This is a genomic window from Pantoea sp. B566, assembly GCF_024793925.1.
Taxonomy (GTDB): domain Bacteria; phylum Pseudomonadota; class Gammaproteobacteria; order Enterobacterales; family Enterobacteriaceae; genus Pantoea; species Pantoea ananatis.
Genome location: NZ_JANUQL010000003.1, coordinates 3512558 through 3534958 on the forward strand (window position 1 = coordinate 3512558; position 22401 = coordinate 3534958).

The 22401-nt window shown below is 53.3% G+C and carries 21 protein-coding genes and 3 tRNA genes; 17 read left to right on the forward strand and 7 right to left on the reverse strand.

All coding sequences use genetic code 11. From position 1 onward, the window contains the following. The first annotated feature begins 377 nt into the window (after positions 1–377). The 4 genes from NYE92_RS18025 (at position 378) to NYE92_RS18040 (ending at position 5258) form a co-directional block, all read left to right on the forward strand. Positions 378–1772: an MFS transporter gene (locus tag NYE92_RS18025; RefSeq protein WP_015701011.1), complete on the forward strand. Its 1395-nt coding sequence runs from the start codon at positions 378–380 to the stop codon at positions 1770–1772. Between the two features lie 46 nt (positions 1773–1818). Next, positions 1819–2874 carry a LacI family DNA-binding transcriptional regulator gene (locus tag NYE92_RS18030; protein WP_014595275.1) on the forward strand — a complete coding sequence of 352 codons (1056 nt, stop codon included), beginning with the start codon at positions 1819–1821 and terminating at the stop codon, positions 2872–2874. Continuing rightward, positions 2855–3841: a nucleoside hydrolase gene (locus tag NYE92_RS18035; RefSeq protein WP_210496420.1), complete on the forward strand. Its 987-nt coding sequence runs from the start codon at positions 2855–2857 to the stop codon at positions 3839–3841. The genes NYE92_RS18030 and NYE92_RS18035 overlap by 20 nt, the downstream gene beginning before the upstream one ends. 196 nt (positions 3842–4037) lie before the next feature. Continuing rightward, the gene (locus NYE92_RS18040; RefSeq protein ID WP_014606652.1) at positions 4038–5258 is read left to right on the forward strand and encodes an MFS transporter; all 1221 of its coding nucleotides are present in this window, start codon (positions 4038–4040) and stop codon (positions 5256–5258) included. Here NYE92_RS18040 and NYE92_RS18045 read toward each other — a convergent pair. Then, positions 5255–5719 (reverse strand): YbaK/EbsC family protein, encoded by a 465-nt coding sequence (locus tag NYE92_RS18045; protein ID WP_029570979.1) that lies wholly within the window; start codon positions 5717–5719, stop codon positions 5255–5257. The two genes, NYE92_RS18040 and NYE92_RS18045, sit on opposite strands and share 4 nt — an antisense overlap. A 213-nt stretch (positions 5720–5932) precedes the next feature. After that, the gene (locus NYE92_RS18050; RefSeq protein WP_029570980.1) at positions 5933–7030 is read right to left on the reverse strand and encodes a diguanylate cyclase; all 1098 of its coding nucleotides are present in this window, start codon (positions 7028–7030) and stop codon (positions 5933–5935) included. Positions 7031–7282: 252 nt separating this feature from the next. Here NYE92_RS18050 and NYE92_RS18055 point away from each other — a divergent pair, with 252 nt between their 5' ends. After that, a complete protein-coding gene (locus NYE92_RS18055; RefSeq protein ID WP_014606649.1) occupies positions 7283–7519 on the forward strand; it encodes a DUF1435 family protein in 237 nt (78 codons plus the stop codon). 73 nt (positions 7520–7592) lie between these two features. Here the strand turns inward: NYE92_RS18055 and NYE92_RS18060 are convergent. From NYE92_RS18060 to rsmC, 4 genes are all read right to left on the reverse strand, one after another. Then, a tRNA-Leu gene (locus tag NYE92_RS18060) sits at positions 7593–7679 on the reverse strand. A 28-nt stretch (positions 7680–7707) separates the two neighbouring features. Beyond that, a tRNA-Leu gene (locus tag NYE92_RS18065) sits at positions 7708–7794 on the reverse strand. A 30-nt stretch (positions 7795–7824) separates the two neighbouring features. After that, positions 7825–7911 (reverse strand) — tRNA-Leu (locus NYE92_RS18070). Between the two features lie 161 nt (positions 7912–8072). Beyond that, on the reverse strand, positions 8073–9104 hold the full coding sequence (gene rsmC, locus NYE92_RS18075; protein WP_259019323.1) for a 16S rRNA (guanine(1207)-N(2))-methyltransferase RsmC: 1032 nt from the start codon (positions 9102–9104) through the stop codon (positions 8073–8075). A gap of 105 nt (positions 9105–9209) precedes the next feature. On the opposite strand from rsmC, the gene NYE92_RS18080 reads away from it, so the two are divergent. The 3 genes from NYE92_RS18080 to yjjG are packed head-to-tail and all read left to right on the forward strand — an operon-like array spanning position 9210 to position 10732. Next, the gene (locus tag NYE92_RS18080) at positions 9210–9620 is read left to right on the forward strand and encodes a DNA polymerase III subunit psi (protein ID WP_013024509.1); all 411 of its coding nucleotides are present in this window, start codon (positions 9210–9212) and stop codon (positions 9618–9620) included. After that, entirely contained in the window at positions 9592–10032 is a 441-nt protein-coding gene (gene rimI, locus NYE92_RS18085) for a ribosomal protein S18-alanine N-acetyltransferase (protein WP_014606647.1), read from the forward strand. Before NYE92_RS18080 ends, rimI begins: the two co-directional genes overlap by 29 nt. Before the next feature lie 19 nt (positions 10033–10051). Further along, positions 10052–10732, forward strand: a complete 681-nt coding sequence (gene yjjG / locus NYE92_RS18090; RefSeq protein WP_105078983.1) for a pyrimidine 5'-nucleotidase — start codon at positions 10052–10054, stop codon at positions 10730–10732. Between the two features lie 128 nt (positions 10733–10860). Here yjjG and NYE92_RS18095 read toward each other — a convergent pair whose 3' ends face one another. Continuing rightward, entirely contained in the window at positions 10861–11529 is a 669-nt protein-coding gene (locus tag NYE92_RS18095) for a YtjB family periplasmic protein (protein WP_013024512.1), read from the reverse strand. Positions 11530–11636: 107 nt separating this feature from the next. Between NYE92_RS18095 and serB the strand changes: the two genes are divergently transcribed. From serB to NYE92_RS18140, 9 genes are all read left to right on the forward strand, one after another. Further along, positions 11637–12614: a phosphoserine phosphatase gene (gene serB, locus NYE92_RS18100; RefSeq protein WP_014595282.1), complete on the forward strand. Its 978-nt coding sequence runs from the start codon at positions 11637–11639 to the stop codon at positions 12612–12614. Between the two features lie 13 nt (positions 12615–12627). After that, positions 12628–14010: a DNA repair protein RadA gene (radA, locus tag NYE92_RS18105; protein ID WP_013024514.1), complete on the forward strand. Its 1383-nt coding sequence runs from the start codon at positions 12628–12630 to the stop codon at positions 14008–14010. A 92-nt stretch (positions 14011–14102) separates the two neighbouring features. Continuing rightward, positions 14103–15341: a multifunctional transcriptional regulator/nicotinamide-nucleotide adenylyltransferase/ribosylnicotinamide kinase NadR gene (gene nadR, locus NYE92_RS18110; protein ID WP_014606644.1), complete on the forward strand. Its 1239-nt coding sequence runs from the start codon at positions 14103–14105 to the stop codon at positions 15339–15341. 328 nt (positions 15342–15669) lie between these two features. Beyond that, a complete protein-coding gene (locus tag NYE92_RS18115; protein WP_024472315.1) occupies positions 15670–16602 on the forward strand; it encodes a winged helix-turn-helix domain-containing protein in 933 nt (310 codons plus the stop codon). Further along, on the forward strand, positions 16599–17048 hold the full coding sequence (locus tag NYE92_RS18120; RefSeq protein WP_022622279.1) for a hypothetical protein: 450 nt from the start codon (positions 16599–16601) through the stop codon (positions 17046–17048). Before NYE92_RS18115 ends, NYE92_RS18120 begins: the two co-directional genes overlap by 4 nt. Before the next feature lie 242 nt (positions 17049–17290). Then, complete coding sequence (locus tag NYE92_RS18125; protein WP_014606641.1) at positions 17291–17845, forward strand: fimbrial protein; 555 nt, start codon at positions 17291–17293, stop codon at positions 17843–17845. A 39-nt stretch (positions 17846–17884) separates the two neighbouring features. After that, the gene (locus tag NYE92_RS18130; protein ID WP_259019326.1) at positions 17885–18574 is read left to right on the forward strand and encodes a molecular chaperone; all 690 of its coding nucleotides are present in this window, start codon (positions 17885–17887) and stop codon (positions 18572–18574) included. A 5-nt stretch (positions 18575–18579) separates the two neighbouring features. Next, positions 18580–21102 (forward strand): fimbria/pilus outer membrane usher protein, encoded by a 2523-nt coding sequence (locus NYE92_RS18135; RefSeq protein WP_126843133.1) that lies wholly within the window; start codon positions 18580–18582, stop codon positions 21100–21102. A 14-nt stretch (positions 21103–21116) separates the two neighbouring features. Beyond that, positions 21117–22400 (forward strand): fimbrial protein, encoded by a 1284-nt coding sequence (locus tag NYE92_RS18140; RefSeq protein WP_259019327.1) that lies wholly within the window; start codon positions 21117–21119, stop codon positions 22398–22400. Position 22401 lies beyond the last annotated feature (1 nt).

Sequence of the window (22401 nt, forward strand, 5' to 3'; positions counted from 1 at the left end):
CGGGATTAACCGCCTGATTTTGCGCTTAAAATGGAATATTAATGAAGCTTGATAGTGAAGGAAATTTAACAAATTTTCTCAAAGGCTATTGATTTATCTACGCGCGTAGATACACTAGCTTCCAGTGATTGCTCACGGTGCTCGATGCACGGTAGGCCGATCGAGGATCAAGTTACATTCGCCAGATTAATACGACCGCTGAAATATACAGCGGCGAAGCTCGCGATACTGCGGATTCCAACACCAGGGAATCTTTAACTTTCCTTTTATCATGGTTAGCCAACTGAATGTCGCCACCGGGGCGTTCTGCTCGCAGTCAGGGAACCGTCTCTCGGAATGGCATTTATCGATCTGCATATTTTCAAGGGACAGCGTTTATGACGGCACAGCACTCCGTTACGCAGCAGGCAGCACAGCCTTCCACCTCCGCCGCTGATGAGCGGTTTACTACCCCAGCCGGCCGCAAAGATTTTTGGCGCGCGACGGTTTCATGCTGGTTAGGGACGGCAATGGAGTACGCGGATTTCGCACTCTATGGCCTCGCCGCCGGCATTATCTTCGGTGATGTTTTCTTTCCTGAACAAACCCCCGCCATGGCGCTGCTTGCCAGCTTTGCAACCTGGTCGGTTGGATTTGTTGCCCGCCCTATCGGCGCGTTATTTTTTGGCTGGCTGGGCGATCGAAAAGGTCGCAAAGTCGTCATGGTAACCACCATTATTCTGATGGGCGCATCCACAACCCTAATCGGCTTGATTCCCAGCTACGCCTCCATTGGCATCTGGGCGCCTGCCTGTCTGGTTCTGCTACGTTTCAGTCAGGGGTTTGGCGCAGGCGCTGAGCTTTCCGGCGGAACCGTGATGCTGGGAGAATATGCGCCGGTTAAGCGGCGTGGCCTGGTGTCTTCCGTTATCGCCCTCGGCTCTAACAGCGGCACGCTGCTGGCATCGCTTGTCTGGCTGCTGGTGGTGCAGATGGATAAACAAAGCCTGCTGGAATGGGGATGGCGTATTCCCTTCCTGAGCAGCGCCGTCATTGCCCTTGTGGCACTGTGGATCCGCCGCAACCTGCGGGAAACCCCGGTGTTCGAGCGCAAGAAAGCGCAACTGGAAGCGGAGCGGGCGAACCTTATCGCCACGCAGCATCAGACGGTTGATACGCGCCCCTTCTTTCAGCGTACCCGTGCTTTCTGGACCATGGTCGGCTTACGTATTGGCGAAAACGGTCCCTCTTATCTGGCGCAGGGTTTTATCGTCGGGTATGTCGCTAAGGTCCTGATGGTCGATAAATCCGTGCCGACCACGGCGGTCTTTATTGCCTCGCTGCTTGGCTTCCTGATTATTCCCCTGGCCGGCTGGCTGTCAGACCGCTTCGGTCGCCGGGTCGTTTATCGGGTTTTTTGCCTGTTGCTGATGATTTATGCCTGGCCAGCCTTTACGCTGCTGGATACGCGCGAACCTGCGATTGTTATCCCGGTTATCGTGGTGGGCATGGCGCTGGCTTCTCTGGGCATCTTTGGCGTCCAGGCGGCCTGGGGCGTGGAACTGTTTGGCGTGAACCACCGTTATACTAAGATGGCCGTGGCCAAAGAGCTGGGCTCGATTATTTCAGGTGGCACTGCACCTTTGGTGGCGGCGGCGATGCTGTCGTACACCGGGCACTGGTGGTCCATTGCGATCTATTTCTCAGCGATGGCTTCCATTGGTTTCCTGACCACCTTTGTGGCACCGGAAACGCGCGGGCGCGATCTTAATCTGCCAGAGGACGCCATCTGAATACGATGAAGTTACATGGCAAGCGGCATTAGATGAGGAGGGCGAAGTGGCGAAACCGGTAAAAACGACGGTCACGCGCAACGACGTGGCAAAAGCCGCAGGGACCTCCGTTGCCGTGGTCAGTTACGTCATTAATAACGGACCACGCCCGGTCGCGGATGCCACCCGTCAGCGGGTGCTTGCCGCCATCGAGCAAACCGGCTATCGCCCGAATGCCGCCGCCCGCGCCCTGGCGTCAGGCCACACCAAAACCTTTGGGCTGGTGGTGCCGAATATCAGCAACCCCTTTGTCGCGTCGATGGCGCACATGCTGCTGCAGGAGTCGCTCAATCACGGGCATGTAATGCTGCTTGGTGATGCAGGCGACGATCGCAAACGGGAGCTGGAGCTGATTCAGGGGCTACTGAATCGTCAGGTCGACGGCCTGTTTTATAACAGCGTGGATCGCCATCCTTTCATTGATATCATCACAGCCAGCGGGACACCGCTGGTTATGCTTGATCGGGTTGAAGCGCAGCCCGGGGTCAGCATGTTACGGGTGGATGAGCGACAAGCCGCCTTTCAGGTGTGCGCACATTTGCTGAGCCATGGTTATCAGCAGGTCGGCATGATTAGCGGACCGCTGGATATGCTCAATGCCCAGGATCGTATTCAGGGCTGGCGTGACGCGATGCAGGCGCACAATGTACAGATTGATGAATCACTGATTTTCCCCACCACCTATACCCGTGAGGGCGGTTATCAGGCAACGCTGCGCATGATAGCCAGCCAGAAGCTGCCCCGCGCGCTGTTTGCCAGTAACGAAGGCCAGGCCATTGGCTGTATCCGCGCCTTGAGTCAGCACGGCATTCGCGTGCCGAAAGATGTCGCGCTGGTCTGCTTTAATGGCACAGAACAGTCTGCCTATCACGTTCCGGCATTAACGACCGTGCGTCAGCCGGTAAAAGAGATGGCACGCTGCGCTATCCATATGTTGAAACAGTGGAATGGCGAGGCACGCATTGAATCGTTTCCACACCATCTTGAAATTGGTGAATCTTGTGGCTGTCGGCCATCACAGGCCAGAGTAAATAAACCAAATAATGAAAAGACTGATTATTGATTGTGATCCGGGGAATGGTATTGCAGGGGCGAACACGGATGACGGCCTTGCACTTTCTCTGGCATTAGCCTCACCAGGGCTGTCGTTAGAATTAATTACCACCGTAGCAGGGAATACGCCGAGTGATGTCGGTGCGCGGGTCGCCAAAGATTTGGTGACACGGCTGGGCTGTGCCGTGCCTGTCGTGCAGGGGGCCCGTCAGGCATTGTGCGAAGATCCCGGCCCCTGGCGCGCTGTGCTGGACAAGCGGGTTGAACAGCTCAATCTGCTGTCACTCTGGCAGGGCGTTCCTCAGCCTGCCATGTTAGAGGCCGATGCAACGGATGCCGCGCAGGCGATGGGGCAACTCATCTGCGATAACCCCGGCGAAATCACGCTGATTGCGATTGGCCCACTCACCAATGTGGCGCTGGCCATGCAGCGTTTTCCGGACATGGCGGAATCGGTGGCAGAGATAGTGATTATGGGCGGTGTTTTTGCGCTGGATGATTACATCAAAGACACCAATTTCGGCATCGATCCGGAAGCTGCTCATCAGGTATTACACAGCGGCGCCGCCATTACGCTGGTCCCCATGGATGTCACCACGCAAACGCTGCTGACTCAGGACGATCTGACGCGCATGACCTGTCGCGAACATCCGCTGACGCGCTTTGTGCATGGCACCTTGCAGCCCTGGATCGACTACTCAATGCAAACCCGTCACCTGGCCGGATGCTGGATCCATGATGCGCTGGTCGTCGCCTGGTTGCTTAATCAGCGCGTGGCATGGGGAACGGACTACCGTGTTGATATTGAGCTTCGTCCGGGCGCGACGCGCGGTAAAACCTGGCGCTATCGGCAGCCACTGCGTCTGGACGTGGGTATTCCGCCTGACGCCGGCGCGCTGGTGCATGTGTTGCACAGTGTGGATAACGCGCTCCTGCTGTCAATCATTGAGCAGGCCTTCAACCACCTCCCCGAGTAAAACCCAGGCGATTCGTCGCCTGGATTCTCTGCCGTCAGACACGCTTTCTTACAGCCTGATCCACTGCCTGACAATTGCGCGGTACGCTCTCCTCTAGAACATGATGTATACATTTGATTAACAATTACATCACTCTCCGACAGCGGCCAGGAACGTTATGGGCGATGCGCCAGAGTGTCTCACAGAGGAGACGTGTATGCTTGACTGGACATCCACCCAGCGCAACGTGGCTTTCGCCTGTTTTGCCAGTTGGACGTTGGACGCATTCGATTTTTTTATTCTGGTGTTTGTACTGAGTAACCTTGCTCAGTACTTCCACAATTCTGTCACCGATGTGTCCGTCGCCATTATGCTAACGCTGGCGGTGCGCCCGATTGGCGCGCTACTGTTTGGGCGGATGGCGGAGAAATATGGCCGTAAGCCGATCTTAATGCTGAACATTGTCTTTTTCTCCGTGTTCGAACTGCTGTCTGCCTGGTCACCGACCTTCGCTGCATTTCTGGCTTTCCGCATTTTCTATGGTATAGCCATGGGCGGCATTTGGGGCGTGGCCTCTTCGCTGGCAATGGAAACCATTCCCGATCGCTCCCGCGGTCTGATGTCGGGACTTTTCCAGGCCGGCTATCCGTGCGGTTACCTGCTCGCGTCCATCGTCTTTGGTTTATTTTTTGATGCGGTGGGCTGGCGCGGCATGTTCCTCATCGGGGCTGTTCCGATTCTGCTGTTACCCTTTATCTATTTCAACGTCCCTGAATCGCCCGTGTGGCTGGCGGCACGTGAGCGCAAAGAGAGCAGCGCACTGATGCCGATACTGCGCCAGCACTGGAAAATCTGCATCTACATGGTGCTGTTAATGGCCTGCTTTAACTTCTTTAGTCATGGTACGCAGGATCTTTACCCGACCTTCCTGAAAGTGCAGCACCAGTTTGATGCCCACACCGTGAGTATTATTGCCATAAGCTATAACATTGCCGCTATGCTGGGTGGCATCTTCTTCGGCACGCTGTCTGAACGTATTGGCCGCAAGAAAGCCATTATTATCGCCGCATTGCTGACGCTGCCGGTGCTGCCGCTGTGGGCCTTTTCCAGCGGTTCATGGGCTATTGGTCTTGGCGCCTTTTTGATGCAGTTTATGGTGCAGGGCGCATGGGGCGTGATACCGACTTACCTGAACGAACTGGTGCCGGGGAATGCAAGAGCGGTATTGCCCGGCTTTGTTTATCAGTTAGGTAATCTCATTGCGTCCGTCAACGCGACGCTACAGTCACGTATTGCTGAAGCGCACGGTGGCAACTACGGGCTTGGTATGGCCATCGTAGCGGGAACCGTGGCCGTATTGATTTGTGTTTTTGTCGCCTTTGGCCGCGAAACGCGCGGAATTAAAATTTCCGGCGCGATGGCAAAGCAGACACATTAACGCGTTTCACAGACGTCTACCCATTTTGCCGCAGTAAGTTCAGCCATCTGCTGCGGCGAAATGCGTACTGCACTGTGAACCGCGCCCGCGGCGGGCAACACTTCATCAAAGCTTTTTAACGAGATATCACAATATACCGTGACCGGATTTTCCAGGCCAAAGGGGCAAACCCCGCCAACCGGATGCCCGGTCCAGTTGATCACTTCGTCCACGCTTAACATCCGCGCTTTAGCACCCAGGGCGGCTTTGAGTTTGCGGTTGTCTAACCGCGCATCGCCACGGGTCACCACCAGGATCACCTCATTCTTGACCTTGAGGGAAAGGGTTTTGGCGATTTGTCCCGGCGCCACACCGTGAACGCGAGCCGCCATTTCTACCGTTGCCGTACTGTAAGGCATCTCAATGATGTCGATTTCCGGCGCACGCTCGGCAAAAAACTGGCGTACAGACTCCAGGCTCATTTTTCTCTCCATGCTAATTGAAGGCGTAAAAATTGCCACAAGCCCGCAGCGGTGTAAACGAGAGAGAGAAAGAATAGGTAACAGAATGCATAGCGGCGAGAGGGCTGGGGAAGGGCAGAGGCAAAACGAGAGGGCGCTAAGGGGCTGACGCGGTTTTATCTCTTCCTGTTTTCACCAGAGGAGCGCCGGATAACATGGCTATCCGGCACGCACTTATATGACGTCACTCGTCGCGGGGCTGGGAACACCGGGCAGATCTTCCCAGGCCAGAATCGTATTTCGCCCCCGATTTTTTGCGACGTATAATGCGCGATCAGCATTGGCAACGGCCTGATCAAATTCATTGTCGTAAATCGGCGCAATACCTGCACTAATGGTGACATGCGTCGAAACGCGCTCATTAAACAAATGGGGAATTTCCAGATTCACCACATATTGGCGAATTCTTTCCGCCAGCTTCATAGCGATTGATGCATTGACGTTGGTCATTAATACTAAAAACTCTTCTCCGCCGTAACGTGTTACCACATCGCGTGAGCGTACCGCATCGCGAATGGCAACCGAAACGCGTGCCAGCGCCTGATCACCCATCGCATGACCATAATTATCGTTGTAAGCCTTAAAGTGGTCGATATCTAACAGCAACACATAATGACTGCCGACATGATTATCCAGAATGTTATCAAGGCGATTTTTCAGTCCGCGTCGGTTATATAAGCCTGTTAAGGGATCAAGCATACTGAGGTCGCTGAATGACTCTTTTTCTTCATACAATTGATACATTAAGCGCAGCGTAAAGTCTTCCGAACGGCGTCGCATCAGATGTTGCAATGAAAAGCCAATCAGGGGTAAGGCAATCGTCAATAAAATCAACGGCAGATGTTGCCCGTGATCCAGCATGAGCACTGTTAACATGGAAGGGGTAATGTGTAGGCAAAACGCGACCAAATAATCGCTCAGTGCAATGGCGCTGATAAAAAAAACGCACAGCAGACTGACAATCAAAAAACCGCCATCGTCAATTAAAACAGAATGATAGCGATACTGAATATGCCATGCCCATAGCCCACCCAGGATGAGCGCGACGGGATTTAACAGCGGTAATTTTAGTTTAGTTTTTATTAAACACGTGCTCAGCATGGTCAGGCTAAAGAACGCCACCATCATCACCGGCACGGTGATTTGTGTTTCATTATTTTCGGCCAAAGGGAGCAGACAAAATAGCGAAACGGATGCGTTTAAAAACAAAAAGAGCATCAACGAGAGGCGGTATTTGCTGTGTTTCAATTCATCATAAGATTCTATTTTCATTATTCATACTCGTGACGGCCCTGAAATAACAAAGCAAAAACCGGCGCAGGATTTCAGCCGGTCGACAGGCATTATATTGCTGTTATAAAAAGTGTAATCGGTTGCAATTTAACATTTTCTTGTTTAGCTGTCATCTTCCCGCCCGCCTGTAAAAAAACAAGCTGAAAGTTGAGAATTATTATCATATGCTAATGGGAATGGTTATCATATCGGATTGACTAAAACGGCTCACAGGTGGTCAGGGGGAAGGCAATGCGCGGTATCAAACTGGATAGTGCATGGGGAAGTATGCTGGCATGTGCGGCAATACCGGTAATAACAGCATGGCAGCCTACCTTTGAGCAGTGGCGCATCGTGATGTTAATCGCGTTATTGCTCACCCTGCTTATGTTGTTTAATCAGCGCATGCGGCACTATGTATTGCTGCCTTCCTGTCTCGCGCTGGCAGGCGGCATTGCGGCAACAGGCTTCAAATTCAGCGGGCTGTAGTCTGTCCGAGGAGTGAAACGGGTAACGCAAGGGAAAGGAAAATGCAGGGATAATAGAGTGGGAATGACAACGTTGGTGCGAAGAGAGGGACTTGAACCCTCACGTCCGTTAAGACACTAACACCTGAAGCTAGCGCGTCTACCAATTCCGCCACCTTCGCATCGAGTTGTCTTTTCATATCACCGCAATGGTGCGAAGAGAGGGACTTGAACCCTCACGTCCGTTAAGACACTAACACCTGAAGCTAGCGCGTCTACCAATTCCGCCACCTTCGCGCAGTGCTCGCGATATGAAATATGTGATTTTGGTGCGAAGAGAGGGACTTGAACCCTCACGTCCGTTAGGACACTAACACCTGAAGCTAGCGCGTCTACCAATTCCGCCACCTTCGCATACCCGCAATACGTTACCGTATTACAACCACGGAGGCGCATTTTAGAGATTTTACTCAATGCGTCAACACATATTTCGCCAGACGGAAACGATCGCTGCAAAAAGCAACGTTTTCAGCCTGGCGACGCGCTAAAACGGCGAAAAAGGCAGAGAAAATGTATTAACGGGCTTTGGCACCGCGACCGTAAACCGCACGATAAACTTTAAAGCGGCCGGTTTGCGCCAGCACTTCGTGATTGCCAAAGGCTTCGTCCAGCACCTGGGGATAAGGCAGGAAGGCGTTCGCGACAATGCGCAGCTCCCCACCGCTGTTCAGGTGCTTAACGGCACCCCGGATTAGCGTTTGGGCGGCATCCAGGCTGGTCTGCGTGCCTTCATGGAACGGCGGGTTAGAGATAATCATGTCAAAGCGCCCGGTCACGTCGGAAAAGACGTTACTGGCAAAGACTTCGCCTTCCAGGCCGTTAGCGGCCAGCGTGGCTTTACTGGCCTCGATGGCGGCGGCATGTACGTCACACAGCCACAGGCGCACTTTAGGTGAATGCGCCGGTAACGACGCGGCGATCACGCCTGCGCCGCAGCCGATATCCAACACTTTCCCTTTGGTGTGCGGCGTGAACGTGGATAGCAGTAATGCGCTGCCCGCATCCAGACCGTCGCGACTGAATACGCCGGGTAACGTATGAACGGTCAGATCATCCAGCTGGTAGCTGTTACCAAAGGCCGAGGCATCAAAGGCAGGCAGCTTCTCCAGACGACCATGATAAAGACCACAGCGGCGTGCACTGTCGATTTTTTCCAGGGGCACCCACTGCTCCAGCATCCCTTCCGCACTGCGCACGCCGCTGCGGTTTTCACCTACCACAAAGACATCGCAGCCAACCGGCAGCAGAGACAGCAGATTTTGTAACTGGAATTGCACTTCCGGTTTGTTCTTGGTCCAGAAGTAAACCAGCGTATCGCAGCCCTGAACATCCTCTGCCTGAGCGACCAGTCCATAACGCGCCTGTTCCCCCATACGACGGCTCAGGTTTTGCCAGTGATGATATTGCTGAGTGTGCACGCGTGAAGAGGCGGTCTCAAGCTGTGCGGGCAGGTCATCCTGCAGATCGCCAGCAAATAAAACGTGGCGGGCGGTAAATTCATCACTGTGGCGCAGAATGACTTCGCTGGCCGGGGTAAAAGCAGACATGTAGGGCTCCTGTAAGATCTGAGCGGAGATTATAGTGGTTTGTTGGCGCATGTTCGATGGGTTTGCTAGCATAGCGTCGCATTCAGCGAGCAAAGCAGGTATATCATGACGTCCAGGCGCGACTGGCTTTTACAGCAAATGGGGATTACGCAGTATCAACTGCGCCGCCCGCGCGTGCTCCAGGGCGAGATCGCCGTACGGCTTTTGCCGGATACGCAGCTGATTATTGTGGCGGAGAATCCGCCAGGTTTGCAGGAACCCATCCTGCGTGATGTCCTGCACACGCTCAGTCTTAAACCGACGCAGGTGATGACTGTGACGCCTGACCAGCTGCAAATGCTGCCGGAAACGCTCAACTGCGCGGGCTGGCTATTGGGCGTTGAGAGCGAACAAACCTTTAATGGCGTTGCCTTAACCAGCGCTTCTTTTAATGAACTGCTTAGCAGCGGTGCCGCCCGGCGCGCGCTCTGGCAACAGATGTGTGAACATGACAGCCATTTCTTTCCTCACGCCTGACGCGATTCCCGAGGCCTTTGCTATTGAATGTCGCAGCCATGCATTCCCCTGGCGCGAAGAGACCTTTAACAGCAATCAGGGCGAACGTTTTCTGAATCTGCGGTTGGATGTCGATAACCAGATGGCCGCCTTCGCGATCACCCAGGTGGTTCTGGATGAAGCGTCGCTGTTTAATATTGCTGTCGACCCGGCTTATCAGCGGCGCGGCCTTGGCCGGGCGCTGCTGCAGCATTTAATCGATCAACTGATTGCGCGCGATGTCATGACATTGTGGCTGGAGGTGCGTGCGTCAAATGCACCCGCCATCGCGCTGTACGAACAGCTGGATTTCAACCAGGTCAGCCGCCGTCCCCACTATTATCCCACCGCCAGCGGCCGTGAAGATGCACTGATCATGGCGCTCACGCTGTAGCCGTTTCTGAGGAGTTTTGATGTTAGAGAACTGGGATTGCATCCTGTTTGATGCGGATGACACGCTGTTTCACTTTGACTCGTTTGCCGGCCTGCAACGTCTGTTTGCCGGATACGATGTGCAGTTCACCGACCAGGATTTTGCGGATTACCAGGCGGTCAACAAGCCACTCTGGGTGGAGTATCAAAATGGCCAGCTGTCCGCACAGGAGCTCCAGACCCGCCGTTTTGTCGGCTGGGGGCAGAAACTCAGCGTGGCACCGGCGATCCTTAACGATGGCTTTTTGTCAGCCATGGCGGAAATTTGTCTGCCGCTCGAGGGTGCAGTCAGCCTGATGACGCTGCTGCACGGCCGCGTCAAAATGGGCATCATCACCAACGGCTTTACCGCGCTGCAGCAGCGTCGTCTGGAGCGTACCGGCTTTCTCGAGTACTTCTCTGCACTGGTGGTGTCAGAAGAAGTGGGCGTGCCTAAACCTGACGCCAGGATTTTTGACTATGCGCTCGAACAGATGGGACATCCGCAACGCGATCGCGTGTTGATGGTTGGCGATACGCCAGAATCAGACATCCTCGGCGGCATGAATGCGGGCGTTAAAACCTGCTGGATCGACCACGGCTCGCGCCCGCTGCCCGAAGCGATCAAACCGGACTGGCGGGTGAATACGTTATCCGAGCTGGAAGCGCTGCTAAAAGGCTGATCCTGGCGCGTCACGCGGATCTGGAAAGGAAAAGGCCCTTAAGACGGGCCTTTTTTCATCGAGTGGGTTGGTGAGGCATGAGAGCAATGTCTGGCAGGCGGTAAAGTAAACCGCGCCGGGCCGTCGCGTCAGACCGAAGGGTTTGCGGTATCGTCCTTTTTCTCGTCCTCATCATCATCCTCTTTCACAGGCGTACTGGCCGTGAGCAGGAACGGAGACTGCTGCCAGCGCGTGCGGCGGTCACGCAGTAACGTACGGCTGAGGATGATGCCAATCGCCAGCGCCAGCAGCATCATCAGGCGCAGAATATTCGTGGTGTTATCCACCTGACGCGATTCGGTGACCAGCACGTGCGTATCCAGCGTCACCCGCAGAAACCCTGCGGGGCCGTTGCCGCCGGTGAGCGGTTGAACGATTTGGTGATTGAAGTAGCTTCCCGCGCGTTTGCCATCCAGCGCCAGCCGATCGCGCACGTTAATATTTTCGCCGCTGTGCGCCACCAGGCTGCCATCGCCTGCATAGACGGACGCATCCAGAATACGGCTGTTTTCGGTCATCTGATTAATAATGGCTTCAATCTGACTGCGGTTGTCTTCGCTGTTATCCATCAGGGGCTTAAGACTGAACGCCACCTGGCGGGTCAGCGTTTGAGCCAGCTCTTCTGCCTGTTCAGAACGCGCCATCTGATGGCCAAGGCTAAACCAGGATGCGCCTTGCATAAGCACCACTAACAGCGCCAGCGAAATCAAAACGATCACCGTGCGATGTAAGCGAAATTTCAGTGCGGTTTTAGCCATTAATTATCCGAATCACGTTACGACAGAAAGCCTGGATATTATGTTGCCAGAAGCAGCGCAGACAAGGTAGCCTCTTGCGTGGTTTTGTTGTTCCTACAGGAGCCCTGATGTCAAATCATCTTACCTGGTGCGATCTGCCTGCTGATGTCTCTCTCTGGCCGGGGTTGCCCCTTTCACTCAGCGGTGACGAAGTCATGCCGCTGGACTATCGTGCGGGTCGAACCGGCTGGTTACTCTATGGTCGCGGCCTGGATAAACAGCGTTTGACCGATTATCAGCACCAGCTTGGCGCCGCGATGGTGATCGTCAGTGCCTGGAACGTAGACGACTACCAGGTGATTCGTCTGGCAGGTTCCCTGACGCCGTTTGCCAGCAAACTGGCGCACGATCTGGCGCTGGATGTGGCACCGCTCGGGAAAATCCCGCATCTGAAAACGCCGGGCCTGCTGGTCATGGACATGGACTCCACCGCGATCCAAATCGAATGTATCGACGAGATAGCCAGACTGGCGGGCTGCGGCGAGCAGGTGGCAGAGGTCACCGAGCGGGCGATGCGCGGCGAGCTGGATTTTACCGCCAGCCTGCGCCAGCGCGTGGGCAAGCTGAAAGATGCCGACGCCAATATTCTTAAACAGGTGCGCGATGAGCTACCGTTAATGCCAGGCTTAACCACGCTGACCAAAAAATTGCAGGCGCTGGGCTGGCAGGTGGCTATCGCCTCTGGCGGCTTTACCTATTTTGCGGAGTTCCTGCGCGACAAGCTGCATCTGTCGGCCATCGCGGCTAACGAACTGGAAATCCGCGACGGTAAACTCACGGGTGAAGTGCTGGGCCAGATTGTGGATGCCCAGTACAAAGCCGAGACGTTAAAAAAACTGGCGAAGCGGTTCGGGATTGCGCCAGAACAAACCGTCGCCGTGGGTGACGGGGCGAATGATTTGCCGATGATCAAAGCCTCGGCGCTGGGCATTGCTTACCACGCCAAACCGAAGGTCAATGAGCAAACGGCCGTCACCATTCGCCATGCCGATTTAATGGGCGTGTTTTGCATCCTGACCGGAAGCCTGATTCACGAAGAGCGTTAACTGAGGAGTTGTTTTGGCCAAAGCGGCAAAACGCGCATTTGTTTGTAACGAGTGTGGCGCAGATTATCCGCGCTGGCAGGGGCAATGCAGCGCCTGTCACGCCTGGAACACCATTACCGAGGTACGGATTGCCGCCTCACCCGCTGCAGCGCGCAATGAGCGCCTCAGCGGTTATGCGGGCAGTGCCGGGACCAGTCGGGTGCAAAAGCTGTCCGAAATCAGCCTGGAAGCCTTGCCCCGTTTCTCGACCAGCTTTAAAGAATTTGACCGTGTGCTGGGCGGTGGCGTGGTGCCCGGCAGTGCCATTCTGATTGGTGGTAATCCCGGGGCCGGTAAATCCACTTTGTTGCTGCAGGTCATGTGCCGCTTAGCGCAGAACATGAAAACGCTGTATGTCACCGGCGAAGAATCTTTACAGCAGGTGGCAATGCGTGCCCATCGGCTGGGTTTGCCGACTGAAAACCTGAACATGCTGTCGGAAACCAGCATCGAACAGATCTGCCTGATCGCCGAGCAGGAAGCGCCGCAAATCATGGTCATCGACTCCATCCAGGTGATGCACATGGCCGATATCCAGTCTTCACCCGGCAGCGTCGCCCAGGTGCGCGAAACCGCCGCTTATCTGACGCGCTTTGCCAAAACCCGCGGCGTGGCGATTATCATGGTGGGCCATGTCACCAAAGACGGATCGCTGGCCGGGCCGAAGGTCCTTGAGCACTGCATCGACTGTTCGGTGCTGCTGGATGGCGATGCCGATTCGCGCTTCCGCACCTTGCGCAGCCATAAAAACCGTTTTGGTGCCGTGAATGAACTGGGGGTTTTTGCCATGACGGAGCAGGGCATGCGTGAGGTGAGCAATCCTTCCGCCATTTTCCTGTCGCGTGGTGAAGAGATTACGTCGGGCAGTTCGGTCATGGTGCTGTGGGAAGGAACCCGGCCATTGCTGGTCGAGATTCAGGCGCTGGTGGACCATTCGATGATGGGGAATCCCCGTCGTGTTGCCGTCGGGCTTGAACAAAACCGCCTGGCGATTCTGCTGGCGGTACTGCATCGTCACGGTGGATTGCAAATGGCGGATCAGGATGTGTTCGTCAACGTCGTGGGCGGCGTGAAAGTCACAGAAACCAGCGCCGACCTGGCGCTGATGCTGTCAATGGTTTCCAGCCTGCGCGATCGCCCCTTGCCGCAGGATCTGGTTATCTTTGGCGAAGTCGGGCTGGCCGGCGAAATTCGCCCGGTGCCCAGCGGCCAGGAACGGATTTCAGAAGCGGCTAAACATGGCTTCAAACGGGCGATTGTGCCTGCCGGTAACGCGCCGAAAAAGCCGATTGAGGGCATGCGCGTCTACAGCGCGAAAAAGTTGGCGGATGCGCTGGCGATTCTCGATGATCTTTAAGCTTTCCCCAATGCCCTTTTGCCGTTGTGCAAAAGGGCCGGTGAGAGACAACTGTCCTCACGTCGTTGATCATTTTTTGCAGGAGGCACCACATGTCGGCGTTTGATTATTTAAAAACGGCCATTCGCCAGCAGGGCCACACGCTACAACAGGTGGCCGATGCCAGTGGCATGACCAAAGGGTACTTAAGCCAACTGCTTAACGCGAAAATTAAAAGCCCCAGTGCACAAAAGCTGGAAGCCCTGCACCGTTTTCTCGGTCTGGAGTTTCCACGTCGCGACAAAAAAATTGGGGTGATATTTGGTAAGTTTTATCCGCTACATACCGGCCATATCTATCTGATCCAGCGTGCCTGTAGTCAGGTCGATGAGCTGCATATCATTATGGGCTACGACGAGCCGCGCGATCTGAGCCTGTTTGAAAACAGCGCCATGTCGCAGCAGCCTACCGTTAGCGATCGTCTGCGTTGGTTACTGCAAACCTTCAAGTACCAGAAAAATATTCGCATTCATGCCTTCGATGAAGAGGGCATTGAACCCTATCCACACGGCTGGGATGTGTGGAGTGCAGGGGTGAAAACCTTCCTGGACGAGCAGGGGATTGCCGCAGACTGCATCTATACCAGTGAAGCCCCCGATGCCGAAATGTATCAGCAGCACCTGGGCATTGAGACGATACTGATCGATCCAAAACGATCGTTTATGAATATCAGCGGCGCGCAGATTCGTCAGGATCCCTTCCGCTTCTGGGAGTATATTCCCACCGAAGTGAAGCCTTTCTTTGTACGCACCGTGGCCATTCTGGGCGGTGAGTCGAGCGGAAAGTCGATGCTGGTGAACAAGCTGGCGAACATCTTTAATACGTCCAGTGCGTGGGAATATGGCCGTGACTATGTTTTTTCCCATCTGGGCGGCGATGAGATGGCACTGCAGTATTCTGACTACGATAAGATCGCGCTGGGCCATGCACAGTACATCGATTTTGCGGTGAAATATGCCAATAAAGTGGCGTTTATCGATACCGACTTTGTCACCACCCAGGCCTTTTGCAAAAAGTATGAGGGACGCGAGCATCCTTTTGTTCAGGCAATGATTGATGAGTATCGCTTTGACCTGGTCATTTTGCTGGAGAATAACGTGCCCTGGGTGGCGGACGGATTGCGCAGCCTGGGCAGCTCTGTGGATCGCCGTGAGTTCCAGAGCATGCTGATCTCGATGCTGGGTGAAAACCACATCGATTTCGTTCATGTGCAGGAAGAAGACTACGATACGCGTTTCCTGCGCTGTATTGAACTTGTGAAAGGAATGCTGGGCGAACAGAGCCCGCTCTAAGGCTTTTACCTTCATACCGGGGCGGGGAAGGAACAAGACGTCGCCCCTTTAATGGCTATTTTTCATTCATATTATTCGCGCCCTCTCTAACCTGAACATGAGAAATAATGGCTCGTGAAAAACCACGTGCAGCCAAATAACGCGCGTAACATTAGAAAACAAAAAAAGAGATTTTGAATTCCCAGGTAACATTATTACGTATTTAAAAACTGATATTATTTCATTTCTTCTGTGTGTTGCTGTTAAATGTAAGTTCAATATTTTTAACTGGTTTATATTGAGGGAATGTTCTTAAGATAGAAATAATGATATACCCGGATGTAATAAGATGAAAAAGATTAGTATTGGTAGCGATGTGGTTTTTTATCCTGGGAAAAGGGAAATTATTAGTCATGATCAGACGGTGAAGTTGCACTCATCGGCCTCCTATTGTTTTGAATTGCTGATCGCGCGCCAGGGCGAAATTGTCGATCATGAAGCATTTTATCAATATGCCTGGCGCCGGTTCGGTATGGAAGTCAGTGCCAATGCCTTATATCAAAGTATTTCCCTGATCAGAAAAGCGCTGCTGGCATGCGATATCCGCCAGGACGTGATCAGAACAATTCCGCGTCGCGGCTTTATGCTTTCAAACGCAATCCTCATTGAGGAATCGACGACTGCGCCTGAAAAGCGTATTTCTGATGAGGAAGCAGTGGCTGGTAAATGTGCCCAGGAAGACGAACAGCGCATTTCGCTCTCACCTTCGGCCAGTGAAGATGAGGTTTCGCCAAATACGACGCAGTCCGTTATTCAGGATGATGAGAATATTTCAGAAAACCTCATTAATGACATGCCGCTTTCTGAACCAAAATCAAAAAAACCGATCGGCGATCCTGAATCTGCTATATTAACACTCAGAAAAAGCGCAAATCGCTATGCGATTTCCCCCCGTCATCTGTTTGTGACAGGGCTGACGGGGTTGACGATACTGATTTGTGGTTTTGCCATCATGGCCTTTTCACTTTACCGCCAGGAAATGGATTTTGTTAAACGCTTTGATATGAATGGATGCGAAATATATGGCAATGAAAAAGCGGATAACAGTCTGGTGGCACGAGTCGCTGTCGATATTAAAGTCGGTTGTACGGAGCGACGAAAAATTTTTATTACAGCGTTCACCAATGGTGAACGAATTTCAGTTTTACAGTGTAAAAATACCCTTTCACTTTTCGGCTCCCCGGACTGTGTTTCGTATTATTATATAAGGAGTCAGTGGTGAAGTTAACCTTTCTGTTGGCTGTAATCGTGATGACAGCAGCAGGCATTGTCGTATTTATGTTTCGACAGGATTCTGTCCATTGTATAGCAAACATTAATTACATCAGAGGCGGTGAGACATTTTCAGTGATCGCCTCTCACGATATGCGAAACGGTCAGGGTATTATTGCGATTACGGGACGACTCACCGATAGCGCGCATAAGGTTATCAGCCTGAGTAAAATTATCCGTTTTACTTATCAGCGTGAGGGTAATCTGTATCTTGCGCGATCAACATTAATAGAACCCTCACCGGATAACCAAATGTCTTTAGAGGAGCAACAAAAGTGGCTGCCGGCATTTTTCATTAGCGTCGGGGCGACATTTCCGTTTGTCATTAAAAGGACAGGCCTGCAGACGTGGGTATTCTATTCTGGGCCGGTACCGCTTTACCTTTGCGAAAAGTGATGTCGTCAATGTGGCGTTCGCTGTCGTCGCGCGCACGGCCTGGCCTGTTGTTATCTTATGAAATGTCTCTCTTCAGCAACACAGGGTTAACATTATCATATTGAATTTAAACATATTTTTTGTTTTCTAAAGCATTCTTCACATAAGGTCAGAACACTTCACACACAGTTTCTCTCCCATGCCCCTTATGATTCTCGCCGCCAATGAGCATGTTTATTAATCAGAATCACAAGAGGGAACCAATGAAAGCCAGGTCTTTATCACTCGGCATGACAATTGCCTTATGCGGTGCAAGTTTTATTTCTTTTAATGCTTTTTCCGCATCACAAAATACCATTCGCTTTCAGGGCGAGGTCAATGCACAAACCTGTAACGTTAATGTCAATGATGCAACCGGTAGCCCGATTATTCTGCTGCCAACGGTTTCCACTACCGCGCTGAGTACGGCAAAATCAACCGCCGGAAAAACGCCTTTTACCATTAACTTAACCGGTTGTGTTGCACCGGCATCAGGATCAACGCAGGCAATTAATATTAATCTGGTCGGCAACAACATTTCATCGACTGGTGATTTACTGAATACCGGAACAGCGAAAAACGTGGCACTGCGTTTGCTGGATAGTAGTGATAAAGCGATCGATTTATCTGGCGGTGCGGCGACGGTCAGCGGCATGACGCTGGCGAGCGGAAGTACCAGTGCATCACAAAATTTTTCGGTCGAATATTACAGCGACTCTGGAAGCGCTGGTGCAGGTACAGTTTTGAGTAGCGTCCAATATTCTGTCAGCTATCCATAACTATCAGGCCCTCTTTATTTAAGAGGGCAGGAGAAACCTGTGTTTAAATCTAGCGTTATTTTGTTGCTGATGCTGTCAGCCACTCTGTGTCAGGCGAGTGTGGTACTAAACGGCACCCGGATAATTATTGATGGTTCGAAAAATGAAAAGACCATCCAGTTTACTAACGCAGGCGATCAGCCTGTGCTTATTCAAATTCAGGCAGTGAATCCTGATGCAAATTCAACGCCGCCCTTTGTGGCGCTGCCGCAAATTTTTCGTATAGCACCGGTCGCCGGTCAAACGGTGAAAGTCAACGTCACTGAAAAAAATTTGCCGCAGGACAGAGAGTCGCTGTTTTATCTGGACTACACGGAGCTCCCCTCTGTTAAAAAGGGCGATGAAGATAAAAATAAACTTTATCTGGTTATCAAGAACAGGGTGAAAGTCATCGTTCGTCCCGGGGATCTCGATTTCTCTGTGGATAAAGTCAGACAGGCGCTTTCCTGGCGTATCGAGGGGCACACAATCCTCCTTAAAAATGCGTCTCCCTTTTACGCCAATATTCGCTCGTTTGTCCTGGTAAAAGGTAATCACACGCTTCCCTGGGACGATGCCGTCACGCTGGCACCTTTTAGTGAACAGCGCATTACGCTGAAAAGCCATTCACCCCTCTCTGGATATGCGCTTAATGCCGTCCTGATTAATGATTTTGGCGCCGACGAAAAAATCAACGTAAACGAAAAATAGCAGAAATGAATAAAGCCACATTATTGTTATTCTTCGCTTCAAGCCTGATTGCAGCCTGGGCAAGTCAGGCGGCTGATGCGCAAAATGACTATACGTTTGATCCTGCTTTAATCCGTGAAATGATGCCGGGACAGGTTGCGATGCCCGTTGATTCACAGGATGCCTGGTTTCAGCCTGGCCGTTACGATGTCGATCTTTACCTCAATGGTAAGTTCCAGCAATCCACGGCTCTGCAAATCGTGCGCGCCGAGGGGCCGCTCTCCGTGTGTCTTACCTCGCCGTTTTATCGGGCGTTTGGCGTCAAAACCCCTTATTTGTCCGCCCTGAAGGCGGAAGACTGCGCACGGCCTGAGGCATTTTTGCCCGGCGCGACCGTCAACGTGAATACGGCAAGCTTACGCGTGGATGTGACCATTCCTCAGGCGATGCTGGTCCAGCGGCCCGTAGGCTATATCGCGCCCGAAAACCTGACGGCGGGCGATACCATGGCATTCGTGAATTACAACCTTAACCAGTTTTATTCCGATTATAAAAATGCGCAGCGTTTTGAATCCACCTATCTGGGCATTAACAGTGGTATGAACGTCGGGATGTGGCGTTTCCGTCAGCAGGGGAATTTCACCCATGACGAGTTCGGCAATCGCTGGCAAAGCGCCCGGGCCTGGGTGCAACGTGCGCTGCCCACTTTACGAAGTGAGGCGGGGATAGGGGAACTTTTCAGTAACGGTGACTTATTTACTGCTGTCAGTTTTAACGGCGTCAGTCTGGACTCTGACGATCGTATGCTGCCGGATTCTGTTCGGGGTTATGCCCCGGTGGTGCGCGGCGTGGCAAGCAGTAATGCACGGGTAACAATCTGGCAGGGCAAGCAGCGGATATACCAGACAACCGTGCCGCCGGGTCCGTTTATCATCAATGACCTGAGTCCGGTGAGCTATGGCGGCGATCTCAGCGTTGAGGTTCAGGAGTCTGACGGCAGCCTTCATCGATTTAGCGTGCCTTATGCGGTGTTACCGCAGTCGCTGCGTCCTGGCCGGACGGACTACAACTTTGCTGCCGGTAAAGTCAGGGATTACAGTAAAGACAACGCCTTTACCGAATTAACCGTTAAGCACGGACTGACCAACGCCATCACCCTTAATGGCGGCGTACGGCTGGGCCAACGCTATCATGCTTTGCTGGCCGGCGGCGTCTGGGCCTCTGACATCGGCGCAGTGGGATTTAACAGCGCGTATTCTGAAGCCGATCTGAACGGCGGTGAGTCGACCCAGGGATGGCGTTACGCACTGAGTTACAGTCGAACCTTTCAGCCTACCAATACCACACTGACCTTTGCCGGATACCAGTATTCCACTCAGGGTTACCGGGATCTTAACGACGTGATTGCACTGAATAATGCAGAAACGCCTGGCCGCAACCTTATCAACAGCGAATATATGCAGCGTAACCGCCTGCAAATGACCCTTAATCAAACGCTGGGGCAGTGGGGCAATGTCTATCTCTCTGGCTCGAAGCAAAATTACTATGATGGACGCTCCCGGACGACGCAGTTTCAGGTCGGCTATGGCACGGTGCTGCCCAAAAATATCGCGCTGAATATTTCTCTCTCACGCCAGTATTCGCGCAGAGCCTACTCAACCGATCCGCGCATGGCGGTGATGGCCCAGCATGCAGACGATACCTTTTATAAAGATACCCAGTTGCAGGTCAGCCTCTCTGTGCCGTTGGGCTCGGACGCCACCTCACCCTATCTGGCTCTGGGCGGCACGCGGGGAAGCCAGAACGGCAGTAACTACAACGCGTCGCTCAGCGGGCTGAGCGGCGAGAGCGGCACCAGCTATAGCGTGAATGTGAATCGCGATCAGCAGCAACGTGATACGACGTTAAGTGGCAGCCTGGGCAAAAAGTTTTCAGAAGCCAGCGTGACCGGTACCGCATCGACCTCTTCGCGGTTTAACCAGATGTCCGTTAACGCGATGGGCGCAGCAGTGATCCACAGCGGCGGCGTGACGTTGGGCAATTATCTCGGCGACACCTTCGCCCTTGTCGAAGCGAAAGGCGCCAGGAACGCCCACGTTCTCAACAGCCAGGGTACCGAGATCGACCGCTTCGGCTATGCCCTGGTGCCGTCGCTTAACCCCTATCACTACAACCGGATTTCGTTGGGAGCCGGCGGCAGCGATAGCCATGTTGAGATACAGGACAGCGAGAAAATCGTCGCGCCCTATGCCGGTGCGATGGTGAAGGTGTCGTTCAGAACCTTACGCGGTTATCCGCTCATGTTAAAGACCCGCACCAATCGCGATAACACGGTGCCGATGGGCGCAGATCTGCTGGACGAGTCGGGCAATCGGGTGGGTACATTTGGTCAGGGCGGCAATGCCTGGTTGCGGGTGGCTAAAACTCAGGGGCAACTGAAGGCCGTCTGGGGAGAGGGCGCACAGTCATCCTGTTTAATTGATTACCGCATCCCGAAACCCAAGCCCGACGCGGTGATCACCTACGCGGATGCCGTCTGTCTTTTTTAGAATCTGAGGTATAAATGATGAAGCGCATTTTAGCGGTAATAACAGTATTTTTTTGGACGGTGTGGCTCCCGGCTCACGCGACCTGCACGCGTATACAGCCGGTCGATCAAGGCTGTGATGCCTGTGGTGCGCCCCTGAATTTCGGCAATATCGGGTTAATGAATCTTCGCTATCAGCCCGCCGGCACCGTGCTGGCCCGTTCGGTGTTTCGGGTGGTGCCGTCTGTGGCTAACAATAATCCCGATCGCGTGTTGTACGAGTGTGACCTTGCTGATAAAGACCAACTGTTTGAAGTCTTCGCCACCAACGGTGACAGCAACGTTGGCGGTGCCTGGGACATGGGGAACAACTATTTCCAGACCTATTTTCCTTTTACCGCATTAAAGCTGGTTCACGTGCGCAGCGGTAAGCCTTTTACCCGTATCTGGCAAAAAGTGCCGCTCACGCAGTATGAGATAGACGGGAACAAAATCAAGATCAGGGGGCGCGATTTCAGCCCCATCAGCGCGGAGCTCATTCGTACCGACAGCAACAACCGCACGCCCGGTTACGCGTCATGGGGCTGCCCCTGGGCGGCAGCCGATAATTATACCGGCGCATATAGTTGTAATCAGCCCAATGGCTATGTGGTGTTTATGGGGCCGGGAATGAATGTGCCCGAAGCGGGTCAGGACAGCTGGAACCATTTTGAAACCTGGGGTTCCGGACGTTATATGGCCTTTGGGATGAATACCGCGCCGGTCGCCACCCTGACGCAAAATATGACCCAGGGCTGTCGGGTGGAAAATTATACCGCAAACGTCATTTTCCCTGGCATCAGCATCAACGGGCTTAATGAAGGCCAGGCCGTGACAGCGCCGCTCAGCATTACCCTGGCCTGTGCAAACGGGACCGAGAACATCTCGGGTATTAACTCAGGCCAGCTCTCTCTGGGCTTCCAGCCAAGTTACGCGGCTTGGCTGCAGGCCGAGCAACTGAGTTTGACGACGGCAGGCGGTATCTCGCGCTACCTGGTGTCCGATCGCTATGACAGCGATCCTTCACTGGCAAAAGGCGTCGGCATTCAGTTACAGACGTCCAGTGGTCAGCCTGTCTCCTTTTTGAGCTGGAGCAGCTTCAGCAGTAATGCGGGCTGGCGGCCGGTACTGGAAGACGCGCAGGTTATCAGCGGTGGCCAGCAGAGTGACGAAAAGCTGTACCAGCGTACGTTCAGTGCCCGTCTTGCAAAGCTTCCCGGTCAAACAGTGACGGCGGGCCGTGTCGATGCGACCGCATCCATCCTTATTCGGCTGCAATAAC